This is a genomic window from Mycolicibacterium fluoranthenivorans, assembly GCF_011758805.1.
Taxonomy (GTDB): Bacteria; Actinomycetota; Actinomycetes; order Mycobacteriales; family Mycobacteriaceae; genus Mycobacterium; species Mycobacterium fluoranthenivorans.
Genome location: NZ_JAANOW010000001.1, coordinates 2701836 through 2716533 on the forward strand (window position 1 = coordinate 2701836; position 14698 = coordinate 2716533).

The 14698-nt window shown below is 68.3% G+C and carries 15 protein-coding genes; 8 read left to right on the forward strand and 7 right to left on the reverse strand.

What is annotated here, in order from left to right; genetic code table 11:
• Positions 1 to 486 carry a DUF3093 domain-containing protein gene (locus tag FHU31_RS13055; protein ID WP_167158856.1) on the reverse strand — a complete coding sequence of 162 codons (486 nt, stop codon included), beginning with the start codon at positions 484 to 486 and terminating at the stop codon, positions 1 to 3.
• 40 nt (positions 487 to 526) lie between these two features.
• On the opposite strand from FHU31_RS13055, the gene dut reads away from it, so the two are divergent.
• Both dut and FHU31_RS13065 read left to right on the forward strand, forming a co-directional pair.
• Complete coding sequence (gene dut, locus FHU31_RS13060) at positions 527 to 991, forward strand: dUTP diphosphatase (RefSeq protein WP_167158858.1); 465 nt, start codon at positions 527 to 529, stop codon at positions 989 to 991.
• A complete protein-coding gene (locus tag FHU31_RS13065; protein ID WP_167158860.1) occupies positions 991 to 1677 on the forward strand; it encodes a DUF3710 domain-containing protein in 687 nt (228 codons plus the stop codon). Before dut ends, FHU31_RS13065 begins: the two co-directional genes overlap by 1 nt.
• On the opposite strand, the gene FHU31_RS13070 is transcribed toward FHU31_RS13065, so the two are convergent.
• A complete protein-coding gene (locus FHU31_RS13070; RefSeq protein WP_167158861.1) occupies positions 1674 to 2381 on the reverse strand; it encodes an alpha/beta hydrolase in 708 nt (235 codons plus the stop codon). The genes FHU31_RS13065 and FHU31_RS13070 overlap by 4 nt on opposite strands.
• A 123-nt stretch (positions 2382 to 2504) precedes the next feature.
• On the opposite strand from FHU31_RS13070, the gene FHU31_RS13075 reads away from it, so the two are divergent.
• A complete protein-coding gene (locus FHU31_RS13075; RefSeq protein ID WP_090356470.1) occupies positions 2505 to 2876 on the forward strand; it encodes an OB-fold nucleic acid binding domain-containing protein in 372 nt (123 codons plus the stop codon).
• Positions 2877 to 2929: 53 nt separating this feature from the next.
• Positions 2930 to 3532: a DUF3159 domain-containing protein gene (locus FHU31_RS13080; RefSeq protein WP_167158863.1), complete on the forward strand. Its 603-nt coding sequence runs from the start codon at positions 2930 to 2932 to the stop codon at positions 3530 to 3532.
• Here FHU31_RS13080 and FHU31_RS13085 read toward each other — a convergent pair.
• Together FHU31_RS13085 and FHU31_RS13090 are read right to left on the reverse strand one after the other, a co-directional pair.
• A complete protein-coding gene (locus tag FHU31_RS13085; protein ID WP_090356466.1) occupies positions 3529 to 4194 on the reverse strand; it encodes a potassium channel family protein in 666 nt (221 codons plus the stop codon). The two genes, FHU31_RS13080 and FHU31_RS13085, sit on opposite strands and share 4 nt — an antisense overlap.
• A complete protein-coding gene (locus tag FHU31_RS13090; protein ID WP_090356464.1) occupies positions 4194 to 4862 on the reverse strand; it encodes a potassium channel family protein in 669 nt (222 codons plus the stop codon). Before FHU31_RS13090 ends, FHU31_RS13085 begins: the two co-directional genes overlap by 1 nt.
• 110 nt (positions 4863 to 4972) lie before the next feature.
• On the opposite strand from FHU31_RS13090, the gene FHU31_RS13095 reads away from it, so the two are divergent.
• Both FHU31_RS13095 and FHU31_RS13100 read left to right on the forward strand, forming a co-directional pair.
• Positions 4973 to 6964 (forward strand): APC family permease, encoded by a 1992-nt coding sequence (locus FHU31_RS13095; protein ID WP_167158865.1) that lies wholly within the window; start codon positions 4973 to 4975, stop codon positions 6962 to 6964.
• Positions 6961 to 8136 carry a class I SAM-dependent RNA methyltransferase gene (locus FHU31_RS13100; RefSeq protein WP_234901191.1) on the forward strand — a complete coding sequence of 392 codons (1176 nt, stop codon included), beginning with the start codon at positions 6961 to 6963 and terminating at the stop codon, positions 8134 to 8136. Before FHU31_RS13095 ends, FHU31_RS13100 begins: the two co-directional genes overlap by 4 nt.
• A gap of 1 nt (position 8137) precedes the next feature.
• On the opposite strand, the gene FHU31_RS13105 is transcribed toward FHU31_RS13100, so the two are convergent.
• Positions 8138 to 9400, reverse strand: coding sequence for an HNH endonuclease (locus FHU31_RS13105; protein WP_167158867.1), 1263 nt, complete (start codon positions 9398 to 9400; stop codon positions 8138 to 8140).
• Positions 9401 to 9559: 159 nt separating this feature from the next.
• Between FHU31_RS13105 and nhaA the strand changes: the two genes are divergently transcribed.
• Positions 9560 to 10828 (forward strand): Na+/H+ antiporter NhaA, encoded by a 1269-nt coding sequence (gene nhaA, locus FHU31_RS13110; RefSeq protein ID WP_167158869.1) that lies wholly within the window; start codon positions 9560 to 9562, stop codon positions 10826 to 10828.
• A 27-nt stretch (positions 10829 to 10855) separates the two neighbouring features.
• Positions 10856 to 12766, forward strand: coding sequence for a 1-deoxy-D-xylulose-5-phosphate synthase (gene dxs / locus FHU31_RS13115; protein WP_167158870.1), 1911 nt, complete (start codon positions 10856 to 10858; stop codon positions 12764 to 12766).
• Positions 12767 to 12783: 17 nt separating this feature from the next.
• On the opposite strand, the gene FHU31_RS13120 is transcribed toward dxs, so the two are convergent.
• Positions 12784 to 14049: an HRDC domain-containing protein gene (locus tag FHU31_RS13120; protein WP_167158872.1), complete on the reverse strand. Its 1266-nt coding sequence runs from the start codon at positions 14047 to 14049 to the stop codon at positions 12784 to 12786.
• Positions 14049 to 14585, reverse strand: coding sequence for a DUF3000 domain-containing protein (locus FHU31_RS13125; RefSeq protein WP_208410941.1), 537 nt, complete (start codon positions 14583 to 14585; stop codon positions 14049 to 14051). Before FHU31_RS13125 ends, FHU31_RS13120 begins: the two co-directional genes overlap by 1 nt.
• Between the last annotated feature and the right edge of the window lie 113 nt (positions 14586 to 14698).

Here is a 14698-nt window from a genome sequence, read left to right on the forward strand (position 1 = left end):
CTACGAGCGAAGGGCTGCCAGCACCCGGTCCGGGTGCCGGCAGCTCACCAACCAGTACGGGGTGGGGTCGTCCGGATCATCGAGGACGACCAGAACCATGGGCCCTACCCAGGCCCGGTGCAGGACGTAGGCGGCGGGGTCGAGCTGGCGACCAAGGGCCGCCGATTTCGCCGACTTGGGCACCTCCGCCGACCGGGCGATGACACCCACCGGCAAGTGCGCCGGGCCGGCCCACAATTCGGCTTCGGTCCGGCCGTCGACGCCGTCGACGACCCGGACCTCCCAGCGGCCCATCCAGAGCAGCGTGGCGGCGGCCACCGGCAGCAGGACCGCGAACGGCACCCAATCGGGGAGGGCGGCGACGCCCATGTTGACCTCGGTGGCGATCAGGGCCGCCAGGCCCAGGGCCGGCGGCCAGAACCACCACGGCACCCGGAGCCGTTCCCGATAACGGACCGATTGGGTGGCTGCGCGCGTGTCCGACACGTGCCCAAGAGTAATCGCCGCGGTTGTAGAGTAAGCCGTCGTGTCAGCCACTTTGGCGGTCGTGCGTCTGGACCGCGAGCTACCGATGCCCTGCCGGGCCCACGACGGCGACGCAGGCGTGGACCTGTTCAGTGCTGTCGACGTGGATCTGGCACCCGGTCACCGTGCCCTCGTGCCGACCGGGATCGCCGTCGCCATTCCGCACGGGATGGTCGGATTGGTGCATCCGCGTTCGGGTTTGGCTACGCGCGTGGGGCTTTCGATCGTGAACAGTCCCGGCACCGTCGATGCCGGGTACCGCGGCGAGATCAAGGTGGCGCTCATCAATCTCGACCCTGACCAGCCGATAGCGATCAAGCGCGGTGACCGCATCGCCCAACTGCTGGTGCAACGGGTCGAACTTCCCGAGCTGGTCGAGGTGTCGTCGTTCGACGAGGCCGGGCTGGCTGACACTTCCCGTGGCGCTGGTGGCCACGGTTCCTCCGGCGGACATGCGAGTTTGTGATGGCAGATAACGACGAAGATTTCGACGGCCCGTTCGATATCGAGGACTTCGACGATCCCGAGGTGGCCACGGTGGCCCGCCTGGACCTCGGCTCCGTGCTGATCCCGATGCCCGAGGCCGGGCAGGTACAGGTCGAGCTGACCGAGCAGGGGGTACCCAGCTCGGTGTGGGTGGTCACCCCCAGTGGCCGGTTCACCATTGCGGCGTACGCGGCGCCGAAGTCGGCCGGGCTCTGGCGTGAGGTTGCCGGCGAGCTGGCCGATTCGCTGCGCAAGGACGGTGCGAAGGTGCGGATCGAGGACGGCCGCTGGGGCCGTGAGGTCGTCGGCGTCACCGCGGCTCCACAGGGTCAGGGCACCGGCGTGGTGCGTTTCATCGGTATCGACGGCTACCGGTGGATGATCCGGTGCGTGGTCAACGGCTCGCCCGACACCATCGACGCACTTGCGGTCGAGGCCCGGGAAGCGTTGGCGGATACCGTGGTCCGGCGCGGCGACACACCGCTGCCGGTGCGCACCCCGCTGACCGTGCAGCTGCCGGACCCGATGGCCGAACAGCTGCGCGCAGCACAGGCACAGGCACAGGCACAGGCGCAGGCCGAGGAACCGGCACCGCCCTCGCCGGATGCCCGGCGCACCGCGATGTCGGCGATGCAGCAGCTGCGCAGCACCATCACCGGCGGCTAGAGATCCAGGAGGGCACCGACACACGCCGCGCCCAGTGCGCCCGGGTCGGTGCCCATCTCGTGCAGGGTGACCGTGCGCAGCGCGGCGTGCGGCGCCGCGGCCACCCATTCCAGGGCCACGTCGACCGGGTGGATCGGATCGTCGGTCGCTGCGGCCACGCCCATCGGGACCGGCAGAGTGGCCAGTTCCGCGCTGGTGGGCGAGACGTGTCCGGCCGCCGCGTCCATCGCGTCGGGCAGTGCCGGCCACTGCGCCAGCCAGGACCGGGTGAGTTCCTCTCCCAGCCATGACGGGCTGGAGGCGCGCATCGTGGCCACCGTTGCGGCCAGCCCGTCGGTGCGCAGCAGTTGTGCGGTGTGCCGGGCCGACAAGGCCGCCGGCGCACCGTCGGGCGGTCCGGTCCACGCCGGCAGGGCGACCAGCACCGCGACGGTATGCGCCGGATGGGCGAGGGCCCAGGACGTCGCGACGGCCGCGCCGATCGACACGCCACCGACGGCGATAATGTTGCGTTCGTCACCACGCGCCGCCTCGTCCAACGCGGCCAGGTAGCCCGCGATGAGCTGTTCGGGTTGCGGCGGTGGGGTCACCAGCACCGCGCCGACCTCGTGCAATGCACCCGAAAACGCCCGGTACACATAGTCGTCGTCGGACCCGGTACCGGCCAGCAGGACCGTCGTCACCCCACGCAAATTCACTGCCACCACATGATGGTGCACCCATCGGTGCGACGCGCCCGACGCGACGTGGCGATTCGGACCCAAGAGGTCTACCGTGGCGACAGTCAGGAAGTAAATCCACGACGGATTTGCGGCAAGGGAGAGGCCATGGCTACGGCCGAAGGGTATCTGCGCCGGCTCACTCGGCGGCTCACAGAAGACCCGGAGCAGCTCGACGTCGAAGAGCTCAGTGGCGAGGCGGCGAGCACCGGCGCGCAGCGCGCAATCGACTGTCATCGCGGTCAGGAAGTCACGATGGTCGGCACCCTGCGTTGTGTCGAGACCAACGCGAAGGGTTGTGGCAGCGGCGTCCGCGCCGAACTCTTCGACGGCACCGATTCGGTGATGCTGGTCTGGCTGGGGCAGCGCCGTATCCCCGGTATCGAATCCGGCCTCACCCTGCGGGTGCACGGCCGCCTCGGCACGCTGGAGAACGGCGCCAAGGCGATCTATAACCCGCACTACGAGATTCAGAAGTGACCCACCCCGACCAGGGGACAGAACGGAACAATGCACGCGCGGTTCTCGACCAAATGGGCGGCATCAGCGGCCTGATCTACTCGTCGCTCCCGGTGGTCGTCTTCGTCCCGGTATCGACCACAGCGGGCCTCATGCCCGCCATCTTCGCCGCACTCGGCGTGGCGGCCCTCGTTCTCGTCTGGCGGCTTGTTCGTCGGGAATCGCTGCAGCCCGCGGTGTCCGGTTTCATGGGCGTGGGAATCAGCGCGCTGATCGCCTACCTGGTGGGCGCCTCGAAAGGCTATTTCCTGCTGGGAATCTGGTCATCGCTGGTGTGGGCCGCAGTGTTCGGCCTGTCGGTGCTGATCCGGCGACCGATCGTCGGTTACGTGTGGGGCTGGATCAACGACCACGGGCGGGGCTGGCGCGAAGTGCGCCGCGCCGTACTCGCTTTCGACATCGCCACCCTGGTATGGGTGGCGGTGTTCGCCGCACGCTTCGCGGTGCAGCACCACCTGTACGACTCGGATCAGACCGGCTGGCTCGGCGTGGCCCGCATCGCCATGGGATGGCCGCTGACGGGAGTCGCCGCGGTGGTCACGTACTTCGCCATCCGGTTCGCCCAGCGTGCCGTGCACGCGCAGCACGCCGCACAGAGTGAGCCGGCGGAAAGCTAAGCCCGCTCGGGACGCAACAGCAGCTCGCGCAATTCGGTCTCGACTTCGGCGACCGCCACGAAGATCAGTTCATCGCCGCCCTCAAGCGGTTCGTCGCTCTCCGGGACGATCACTCGCGAGCCGCGCAGAATCGTCACCAGAGAGGCGTCACGCGGCAATTGGAGGCGTTTGACGGCCTTGCCGCCCCACGGGGTGTCGTCGGGCAGGGTGATCTCGACCAGATTCGCCTGTCCCGTGCGGAAACTCATCAGCCGCACCAGATCACCCACGGCGACCGCCTCTTCGACCAGTGAGGCGAGCATCCGTGGCGTGGACACCGCGACGTCGACGCCCCAGTTGTCGTCGAACAGCCACTCGTTGCGGGGGTCGTTGACCCGGGCCACCACCCGCGGTACCGCGAACTCGGTCTTGGCCAGCAGGCTCAGCACGACGTTGGCCTTGTCGTCGCCGGTCGCGGCGATCACGACGTCGAACTCCTCGAGCTTCACCGATTCCAGCAGGCTCAGTTCGCAGGCATCGCCGAGCCGCCACTGCGCGGCGGGGATGGCGTCGACGTCGATGTGTTGAGGATCACGTTCCAGCAGGGTGACGTCGTGGCTCTCGACGAGCTCGCGGGCGATGGAGCGGCCGACGGCGCCGGCACCGGCGATGGCTACCTTCATCAGTTCTCGTCCTCGCTCGGCGGCAGTGCGGAGATGGCCATGGCTTCGGCGATATGGCCGGAGATCGCGGCCAAGAACACGTGGTCGCCGGCCTGGATGACGGTTTTGGCGTCCGGGAGCAGTCCCGTCCCCAGCCGGAGCAGGAAGGCGACGCGGCCGCCGGTGGCGGTCTCCAGGGCGGTGATCGGCCGGCCCGCCCACTCCTCGTGCAGCGGCAGTTCTGCCACGCCGACGTTGCCGGACGGGTCGCGCCACTTGGTGGTCTCGGTTTCGCGGGTCAGCACGTTGAGCAGCCGGTCAGTGGTCCACGGCACCGTCGCCACCGTGGGGATGCCGAGGCGCTCGTAGACCGCGGCGCGCTTGGCGTCGTAGATGCGGGCCACCACGCGCTCCACCCGGAACGTCTCCCTGGCCACCCGTGCCGAGATGATGTTGGAGTTGTCGCCCGAGGACACCGCGGCGAACGCGCCGGCCTCCTCGATACCTGCCCGCAGCAGCACATCCCGGTCGAAACCCATTCCGAGCACGCGCTCCCCGGTGAACTCGGGGCTGAGCCGGTTGAAGGCCGTGCTGTCACGGTCGATCACAGCTACCTCATGGCCGATTCGGGACAACCCGTCGGCCAACGATGCGCCCACTCGGCCGCATCCCATCACCACTACCCGCACCCTGGGTCCTCTCGGCCGTCTGCCAGGAACAGCGTTTCATCCACAGTCCATTCAACCCTGCGCACCCGGAACGCTACAGCCAATCGCCGGTGGGCTTAGTCTTGGCACTCGTGTCCAAGCTCTCGACCGCCGCGCGACGGCTGGTCCTCGGAAGGCCGTTCCGTAGCGACAAGCTCGCGCACACGCTACTGCCGAAGCGGATCGCGCTGCCCGTGTTCGCCTCCGATGCGCTGTCGTCGGTCGCTTACGCACCCGAGGAGATCTTCCTGGTGCTGTCAGTGGCCGGGCTGAGCGCCTACACCATGGCGCCGTGGATCGGGTTGGCCGTCGCCGCCGTGATGATGGTCGTGATCGCCAGTTACCGGCAGAACGTGCACGCCTACCCGTCCGGCGGTGGTGACTACGAGGTGGTCACCACCAACCTGGGCGGCACCGCGGGACTGACGGTGGCCAGCGCGCTGCTGGTCGACTACGTCCTCACGGTGGCGGTGTCGATGGCCTCGGCGATGTCGAACATCGGGTCGGCGGTACCGTTCATCGCCCAGCACAAGGTGCTGTTCGCGGTGGCCGCCATCTTGATCCTGGCCTCGCTCAACCTGCGCGGTATCCGCGAATCCGGTACCGCCTTCGCCATTCCCACCTACGCGTTCATGATCGGCATGTACCTCATGCTGGCCTGGGGGTTCATCCAGATCTTTGTGTTGGGCCATGAACTGCGCGCCGAGTCGGCCGGCTTCGATGTGCATTCCGAGCACGGCGACGTGCTCGGGGTGGCGATGGTGTTCCTGGTGGCCCGTGCGTTCTCCTCGGGATGTGCGGCGCTGACCGGCGTGGAGGCCATCAGCAACGGCGTGCCCGCGTTCCAGAAACCCAAGTCGCGCAACGCGGCGACCACTCTGCTGCTGCTCGGCGGCATCGCCACGACGCTGTTCCTCGGCATCATCGTGCTGGCCAAGAAGACCGGCGCGAAGATGGCCGAGAGCTCCGATCAGCTCATCGGGGCACCGCCGGGGTATCACCAGAAGACGTTGGTGGCGCAGCTGGCCGACGCCGTGTTCCACGATTTCCCGATCGGCCTGTACGCCATCGCCGGTGTCACGGCGCTGATCTTGGTGCTGGCCGCCAACACCGCGTTCAACGGGTTCCCGGTACTGGGCTCGATCCTGGCCCAGGACCGCTATCTCCCGCGGCAGCTGCACACCCGCGGTGACCGGCTGGCGTTCTCGAACGGCATCCTGTTCCTGGCGTTCGCGGCCATCGCCTTCGTCGTCGCGTTCCGCGCCGAGGTGACGGCGCTGATCCAGCTCTACATCGTCGGGGTGTTCGTCTCGTTCACCCTGAGCCAGATCGGCATGGTCAAGCACTGGACCAGACTGCTGCGCATCGAGACCGATTCGGCGGTGCGCAGGCACATGATGCGGTCCCGGGTGATCAACGCCATCGGTCTGGTGTGCACGGGCACCGTGCTGATCATCGTCGTCATCACGAAATTCCTTGCCGGCGCCTGGATTGCGATCCTGGCGATGTCCTCCCTGTTCGTCATCATGAAGCTCATCCACAAGCACTACGACACGGTGGCCCGTGAGTTGGTGGCTCAGGAGGAGTCCGAGGGTGACATCGTGCTGCCAAGCCGCAACCACGCCGTCGTGCTGGTGTCCAAGCTGCATCTGCCGACCCGGCGTGCGCTGGCATACGCGCGCGCCACCCGCCCGGACGTGCTGGAAGCCATCACCGTGAGCGTGGACGACGCCGAGACACGGCAGCTGGTGCACGAATGGGAGGACAGCGATGTCACCGTCCCGCTGAAGGTGATCGCGTCGCCTTACCGGGAAATCACCAGGCCGGTACTCGATTACGTCAAGCGGGTCACCAAGGAGTCGCCACGGACGGTGGTGACGGTGTTCATCCCTGAGTATGTGGTGGGGCATTGGTGGGAACAGGTGCTGCACAACCAGAGCGCCCTGCGCCTGAAGGGCCGGCTGTTGTTCGAACCCAACGTGATGGTGACCTCGGTGCCGTGGCAGCTGAGCTCGTCGGAACGGCTCAAGAAGCTGGCGCCGCAGTCCGCGCCCGGTGATGCGCGCAGAGGATTCCTGGATTGAGCGAGTCGACAACCGCGCTGACCCTGACCACGGGGCCTGCGGCCAACGGTGGTAGCTGCGTGGCGCGCCACGACGGCCGAGTGGTGTTCGTGCGGTACGCGCTGCCCGGTGAAACCGTCCGGGTACGGGTCCGTGCCGAACGCGGATCCTATTGGCACGCAGACGTTGTCGAGGTACTGGAAGCATCACCTGACCGTGTCGAGGAACTGTGTCCGATCGCCGGCGTGGATGGTGCGGGATGTTGTGACCTGGCCTTCGCCGCGCCGGAGGCCGCTCGCCGGATCAAGGGTGAGGTGGTGGCCAATCAGTTGGGCCGACTGGGCGGCTACGAATGGTCGGGGGCGGCCGAGCAGGTCGGCGCGGTGGGCTCCACCGGTTGGCGCACGCGGGTCCGTCTCGACGTCTCCGCATCCGGGCACGCCGGGTTTCACCGCTACCACAGCACCGAGCTGTATCCCGAACTGAACTGCGGCCAGCTTGCGCCGGGGCTGGTGGACGGTGTGGACGGTGCGCGCTGGCCACCGGGTGCGCAGCTGCACATCGCGGTCGACGACGACGGTGTGCGCCACATCGTTCAGACGGGGCCGGCCAAGCAGACTCAGGTGGTCGAGGGACAGTACGAGGCGCTGCAGCGGATCGGGGACCGCGAATGGCATGTGCCGGTGACGGCGTTCTGGCAGGCGCATCGCGATGCACCTGAGGTCTACAGCGCGTTGATCCGTGATGCCGCGCGGCTGGAGCCCGGCATGACGGCGTGGGATCTGTATGGCGGCGCAGGGGTTTTCGCGGCGGCGCTGGCGACCGAAGTGGGTGAGACCGGGCAGGTGCTGACGGTCGACACCTCGCGCGGCTCGGCACGTGCGGCCCGGACCGCGCTGGCCGATATGCCGTGGGTGTCGGTGGTGACCGACTCCGTGCGCCGGGCGCTGACCGGGCGGCGTGACAGCGCGGATGTCGCGGTGCTCGACCCACCCCGGACAGGTGCCGGCCGGGAGATCATCGACCTGATCGCCGGGGTGCCGCGGGTGATCCACATCGGTTGTGAGGCAGCATCATTCGCCCGCGATGTGGGGGAGTACCTGGGGCACGGCTACACCGTGGAGCAGCTGCGGGTGTTCGACGCGTTTCCGTTGACACATCACGTGGAGTGCGTGGCGGTACTGAACCGCTGAGTCATGCCGCCCTGCGTGGCATGACAAGGTGGATGTCGCGGGTCAGTACCCGCATACCGCCGGCGATCGGTGGCGCGGTGGACCGGTAGACCGCACCGGTGGGGGTGGTGTACTCGGCGGTATGCCGGCCGGATTCGCCGGGAACCACGCGGACCGCCCAGCCGGATTGTTCTTTGACGTAATTGCAGTGTTCGCACAGGCCCTCGCCGTTGACGGCAGTGGTCGGTCCGCCCCGACGGGCTGGGTGAGCGTGGTCGATGTGCCGGATGGGGGCGTTGCAGTACGGGGTGCGGCACGTGTCATCGCGGAACCGGATGAACTGGGCCAACGCCTTCGGGAAGGTGCGCGACTTCGACTCCATGGCGACCAGCGCGCCGCCGGCCGGGCCGGCGTACAGGCGGCGCAGGGCGACCTCGCCGTCGTTGTCGAGGCTGTCGGTGATCAGCGAGCGTGCCACATCGGCCGGGACCGGTCCGTAACCCTCCACAGTGGCTGCGTGGTTGCCGCCGTCGACCAAGGTGTCGTCGGAGAGCACCACATTCACGGTCACGGGGACGGGCTCTTCGGCGGGCCGCCCGGTGACCCGTTCGACCAGGGTGTCGGCCATGACCTGCCCGCGGGTGCGGTCATCGGTGTTGGTCTTGACGGCCTTGTCGAGGGTGGCGCACACGGCGACGCCTTGTGGCATCGGCACACACGCCGTCACGAAGGCCATGCCCTCCGGCGCGGGACGGACGGAGACGTAGCGGTCCCTGGGGGCTTTCGCGGCGTGGTCGACCACGGCCTGCGGGTCGAGTCGGTAGGCGATCTTCTTGGCTTCGGCGGTGATTCGAGCGTCCCCGAAGCCCTCCAGAGCGTTCGGGTCGGCGCACAGTTCGTTGTCCAGCCGGCGGCGGTCTTCGACGGTCAGGCAGGCCGATTCCCGCACGATCAGCGTGGCGCGCCACTCCGAGAGCAGCCCCGCCGTCAGCAGCGCCAAGGTGTGGGGCATTTCATGGACCAACGCCTTGGCCAACCCGAGCAGTTTGGACCCCTGGTTCGGGGACTCGCGGCGGGCGAGCGCGATCTCGGTGCCGAGACCCCGACCGCGTTTGGACGCGGGCACGCCGGCCGTGGCCTCGGCGGTCCGGCGCAGTTTCTCCCACGCCACGCTCAGGCGGGCTTGCTCGGCCGCCGCGGCCGATTTCTGCCGTTCGAGCTCGGCGATGCGGTCCCGCAAGGCTGCCTCGCGGGCGTGCGGGTCGACTGCCGACTGTTCGAACATATGTGCGATACTACCTCGGCTCTGTGACAAGTGCCGGCGCCGGCTCGCGCATCGTCGGCCGCGGTCGGACACGGCGAGGTGGCGGTGCGCACGATAGCCTTGGTGCCGGGTGTGCCGGGAAGTCTGGTCGGCGTCGCTTTCTGCTGACCGAGGAACGAGATGATCACGCGCCGACTGTTCACCCGCAGCTCCTGGCCGGAGACCAAGCGGCTCACCGAAACCCTGCGCAGCGAAACCGTTGGTGGCGTCTTGCTGCTCATCGCGGCGGGAGCGGCGCTCATCTGGGCCAACTCGCCATGGGTGGCGGATTACAAAGAGCTCTCGGACTTCGTCCTGGGCCCAGAGAAACTCCATCTGAATCTGTCCGTCAGCGCGTGGGCGGCCGACGGCCTGCTGGCCATCTTCTTCTTCGTCGTGGGAGTGGAGCTCAAACGTGAGTTCGTGGCCGGCGACCTCCGCGACCCCGCCCGCGCCGCTCTGCCCATCGCGGCCGCCATCGGCGGCATGATCGTCCCGGCGGGCATCTTCATCGCCGTCAACGCGCACCACCGGGAGAACCTCGGCGGCTGGGCGGTGCCCATCGCCACCGACATCGCGTTCGCACTCGCGGTGCTGGCGGTGCTGTCCACCCACCTGCCGACGGCCCTGCGAACCTTCCTGCTCACCTTGGCCGTCGTCGACGACCTTCTGGCGATCACCGTCATCGCCGCCTTCTACACCGACCACCTGGCGCCCGGGCCTCTGCTCGCGGCCTTGGTCCCTATCGCGCTCTTCGGGCTGGCCGTCCAAAAAGGCATCCGGCATCCGGCACTGCTCGTCCCGCTGGCCGTGGCGGCGTGGGCGCTGGTGCACGCCAGTGGTGTGCACGCGACGGTGGCCGGCGTGTTGCTCGGGTTCACGGTGCCCGCACTGGGCCGCCACGCCTCCGCCGAGACGATCGAGCACGCGATCAGGCCGCTGTCGGCGGGGGTGGCGGTACCGGTGTTCGCGTTCTTCGCCGCAGGTGTCACCGTCGGCGGATTTCACGGCTTCGCCGATGCGCTGACACATCCCGTGACGCTCGGTGTCATCGCGGGTTTGGTGGTGGGCAAGCCGATAGGTGTGTTCGGCACCACATGGTTGTTGGCCCGATTCACCAAGGCCAGCCTCGACGACGAGCTGGCCTGGCGTGATGTGCTCGGTGTCGCGCTGCTGGCCGGGATCGGGTTCACCGTGTCGCTGCTCATCGGTGAGCTGGCCTTCGAAGACGGCAGCGTGGCCGATGTCGATGTGAAGATCGCGGTGCTGTCCGGATCTGTGCTGGCCGGGGCGTTGGCGGCCGTCGTGCTGGTCAGTCGCAATGCCGTATACCGGCGGATCCATGTGCTGGAAACCACCGACGCGGACAGCGATGGCGTGCCCGACATCTATCAGGCTCGACGGGACTGACACGTGGTGCGTGCGTAAACTGGCGGGATGCTTGAACAGATCCGCGGCCCCGCAGATCTGCAGCACCTTTCCCAGTCGCAGCTCGACGACCTGGCCGGTGAAATCCGTGAATTCCTGATTCACAAGGTTGCTGCAACCGGCGGTCATCTCGGCCCGAACCTGGGCGTGGTCGAACTGACCCTTGCGCTGCACCGGGTCTTCGACTCCCCGCACGATCCCATCATCTTTGACACCGGCCATCAGGCCTACGTGCACAAGATGCTCACCGGACGCTGCGCGGACTTCGTGAATCTGCGGATGAAGGGTGGCCTGTCGGGCTACCCGTCCCGCGCCGAGAGTGAGCACGACTGGGTCGAATCCAGCCATGCCAGCACCGCACTGTCCTACGCAGACGGGCTGGCCAAGGCCTTCGAGCTGACCGGCCACCGCAATCGCCACGTGGTCGCGGTCGTCGGCGACGGGGCGCTCACCGGCGGTATGTGCTGGGAGGCGCTCAACAACATCGCCGCGGCCAACCGGCCCATCGTCATCGTCGTCAACGACAACGGACGCAGCTACGCACCGACCATCGGTGGGCTCGCCGACCACCTGGCCACGCTGCGGCTGCAGCCGGGCTACGAGAAACTGCTGGAGAAGGGCCGCGACACCGTGCGCGGTGTGCCGTTGATCGGCGAGCTCTGCTACCAGTGCATGCACAGCGTGAAGGCGGGTATCAAGGATGCGCTGTCGCCGCAGGTGATGTTCACCGACCTCGGCGTGAAGTACGTCGGCCCGATCGACGGGCATGACGAGCGTGCGGTCGAGGCCGCCCTGCGCAGTGCGCGCGGGTTCAACGCCCCGGTGATCGTGCACGTCGTCACCCGCAAGGGCAACGGGTATTCGCACGCCGAGAACGACGAAGCCGAACAGATGCACGCCACCGGCGTCATCGACCCGCACACCGGTCGGCCCACGTCGGTGGCGGCGCCCGGTTGGACGGCGGTGTTCTCCGACGAACTCATCAAGAAGGCCGCCCGGCGTCGCGATATCGTCGCGATCACCGCGGCCATGCCGGGACCGACGGGGCTGAGCGCGTTCCGCCAGGAGTACCCGGACCGCTTCTTCGACGTCGGGATCGCCGAGCAGCATGCGATGACGTCGGCGGCCGGGCTGGCGATGGGTGGCATGCACCCGGTGGTGGCCATCTACTCGACATTCCTGAACCGGGCGTTCGACCAGTTGATGATGGACGTCGCGCTGCACAAGCTGCCGGTCACCATGGTGCTGGACCGCGCCGGTGTCACCGGCAACGACGGTGCCAGCCACAACGGTATGTGGGACCTCTCGATGCTGGGCATCGTGCCCGGTATCCGGGTCGCCGCGCCGCGTGACGCGGCCCGGCTGCGCGAGGAGTTCGGCGAGGCGCTCGACGTCAAGGACGGCCCGACCGCCATCAGGTTCCCCAAAGGCGCAGTGGGCGAAGATATTCCGGCGCTGGAGCGGCGCGACGGGGTCGACGTGCTGGCGGTACCGGCCGACGGTCTGTCAACCGACGTGCTGCTCGTCGCGGTCGGTTCGTTCGCGGTGATGGGACTCGCCGTCGCCGAGCGTCTGCAGCAGCAAGGCATCGGTGTCACGGTCGTGGACCCACGCTGGGTGATCCCGGTTCCCACGGCGCTGCACGCGCTGGCCTCCGCGCATAAACTCGTGGTCACCCTCGAGGACAACGGGGTCAACGGCGGGATCGGTTCGCTGATCTCGGCTGCGTTGCGCCGCAACGAGATCGACGTTCCATGTCGCGACGTCGGGGTTCCGCAGGAGTTCCTGGAGCACGCGTCGCGCTCGGAGATCCTCACCGAGATCGGACTCACCGATCAGCATCTCGCCCGGCAGATCACCGGCTGGGTGGCGGCGCTGGGCAGCCCGGTGGGCGACCACGTCGCCGAACAGGTCGACTGAGCGACAGCGCCGCGCTCTCAGCTCACGTCGATCGTGAGCGCTGCCGTCAGCACCGGCCCGGTGAGTTCGCGCTGCCAAGGTCGTGCACCGGCCTGGGTCAGGAACTCGTCGACGGCGGTCGCCACGTCGGGCACCGGCTGCCAGTCCCAGCACAGCCGGCGCAGCGTGTCCGGAGTCAACAGGTTCTCCGCGGGAACCGAAACCCGTTGGGACAGTTCGGCCAGCCCGGCGCGTGCCTTCTCCAGTCGCTCGGCGGCCTCGGGTTTGCGCCGCGACCACCGCGACGTCGGCGGCGGGCCGTTGACGGGTTCGGTGCCGGTCGGCGGATCGGGGTCCTGACGGGCCCGGGCCAGCGCATCCAGCCAGACCTGCGCGCTGCGCCGCTGTCGACTTCCGCCGAAAATCGGTAGTGCGGTGAGCTTTTCGATGGTGTCCGGATCGGCGGTGGCGGCGCTGATGATCGCCGAGTCGGGCAGGATCCGGCCGGGCGCGATATCCCGGCGGGCGGCGATGTGATCGCGAGTGGTCCACAATTCCCGCACCGCGGCAAGAGCCCGTGGGTTGCGGACCTTGTGGATACCGGAGGTGCGGCGCCACCGGTCCCGCCGGGTCGGCGTCGACTCGACACTGCGCAGGTACTCGAATTCCTGTGCAGCCCAGTCGGATTTGCCTTGCTCCTCGAGTACCGCGGCGACTGCGTGACGCAGTTCCACCAGCACCTCGACGTCTAGTGCGGCGTAGTTCAGCCATTCCTGGGGGAGCGGCCGTTTGGACCAGTCGGCCGCGCCGTGCCCCTTCACCAGGCCCAGTCCCAGCAGCCGACGGACTTCCTCGGCAAGGTTCACCCGCTCGAAGCCGGCCAGCCGGCCGCCGAGTTCGGTGTCGTAGAGCCGCGGTGGCGTCATCCCGAGCTCGGCCAGGCACGGCAGATCCTGATCGGCCGCGTGCAGTATCCACTCGTCGGAGCCGAGTACCTGGGCGATCGGGGCCATCACCTGCAAGGAGTCGCCGCCGTGGTTGACCGGATCGATCAGAACGGTGCCGGCCCCGGCGCGCCGGATCTGCACCAGGTATGCCCGGTTGGAGTAACGGAAACCCGACGCCCGTTCGGCATCGATGGCGAACGGGCCGGTACCGCCGGCCAGCCGTTCGGCAGCACGGGCGATATCGCTCGGATAGATCGACAGCGGTGGCACGCCCTCGGCGGGGGCCAGGAGGGGAATCGCCTCTGGCTCGACGCTGTCAGAGGCGGCGCCGTCAGGCTCGGGGTCGGTCTCGGTCATCAGGCGCGGGTGCGGGAGCCCAGGCTGGTGACTCCCGCCGGCGGAAGGCCGGCCGCATGCTCGAGAACCTCACAGAACGCCTGCACGTGCGGACCGAGCTCGAGGTTGGTGGCGGTCCACGACGCGCGCAGCTCCAGTTGGTGGGCCCGCGGCGGGCCGGAGATGTCGCCGTAACGCACCGACGTGGTGGCGGTGACGGTGCCGCCCAGCGCGGTGACGGCCTCGGCGTGCGACTCCAGGGCGTCCACCAGCCAGCTCCAGGCCACTTCGGGCAACAGCGGATCGACGGCTTCGGTGGAGTCCAGATCGGCCTGGATATAGGCGACCAGGCGCATGGTGCCGTCCCAGGCCTCGGCGCCCTCGGGATCGTGCAGCAGGATCAGTCTGCCGAAGGCGTCACCCTCGGAACGCTCGGGAACGATCGTCGTCTCAGGGTGGCGTACCTCGGCGCCCAGCGCGTAGCTGAAGGGGGCCAGCCGTTGCGGCGGCCTGATCGGGCCCAGCTCGATTTCCGGCCGCACCGTCGCAGCATTCATTGCTGCGACCGCGGTACGGAACTGGGCCGGTTCGGCGGACGTCACACCAAATCACGCTAGACCCAACCGGCCCCGGGGGTGCGCAGGCGCGCCGGATTTCTGCCGCGAGGCAC

Excerpts from the sequence above, each read along its gene's own strand:
- FHU31_RS13075 (WP_090356470.1), top strand. The coding sequence starts at position 2,505 with ATGGCTACGGCCGAAGGGTATCTGCGCCGGCTCACTCGGCGGCTCACA.
- FHU31_RS13080 (WP_167158863.1), top strand. The coding sequence starts at position 2,930 with ATGGGCGGCATCAGCGGCCTGATCTACTCGTCGCTCCCGGTGGTCGTC.
- nhaA (WP_167158869.1), top strand. The coding sequence starts at position 9,560 with ATGATCACGCGCCGACTGTTCACCCGCAGCTCCTGGCCGGAGACCAAG.
- FHU31_RS13085 (WP_090356466.1), bottom strand. The coding sequence starts at position 4,194 with ATGAAGGTAGCCATCGCCGGTGCCGGCGCCGTCGGCCGCTCCATCGCC.
- FHU31_RS13105 (WP_167158867.1), bottom strand. The coding sequence starts at position 9,400 with ATGTTCGAACAGTCGGCAGTCGACCCGCACGCCCGCGAGGCAGCCTTG.
- FHU31_RS13065 (WP_167158860.1), top strand. The coding sequence starts at position 991 with ATGGCAGATAACGACGAAGATTTCGACGGCCCGTTCGATATCGAGGAC.
- dxs (WP_167158870.1), top strand. The coding sequence starts at position 10,856 with ATGCTTGAACAGATCCGCGGCCCCGCAGATCTGCAGCACCTTTCCCAG.
- FHU31_RS13120 (WP_167158872.1), bottom strand. The coding sequence starts at position 14,049 with ATGACCGAGACCGACCCCGAGCCTGACGGCGCCGCCTCTGACAGCGTC.
- FHU31_RS13125 (WP_208410941.1), bottom strand. The coding sequence starts at position 14,585 with ATGAATGCTGCGACGGTGCGGCCGGAAATCGAGCTGGGCCCGATCAGG.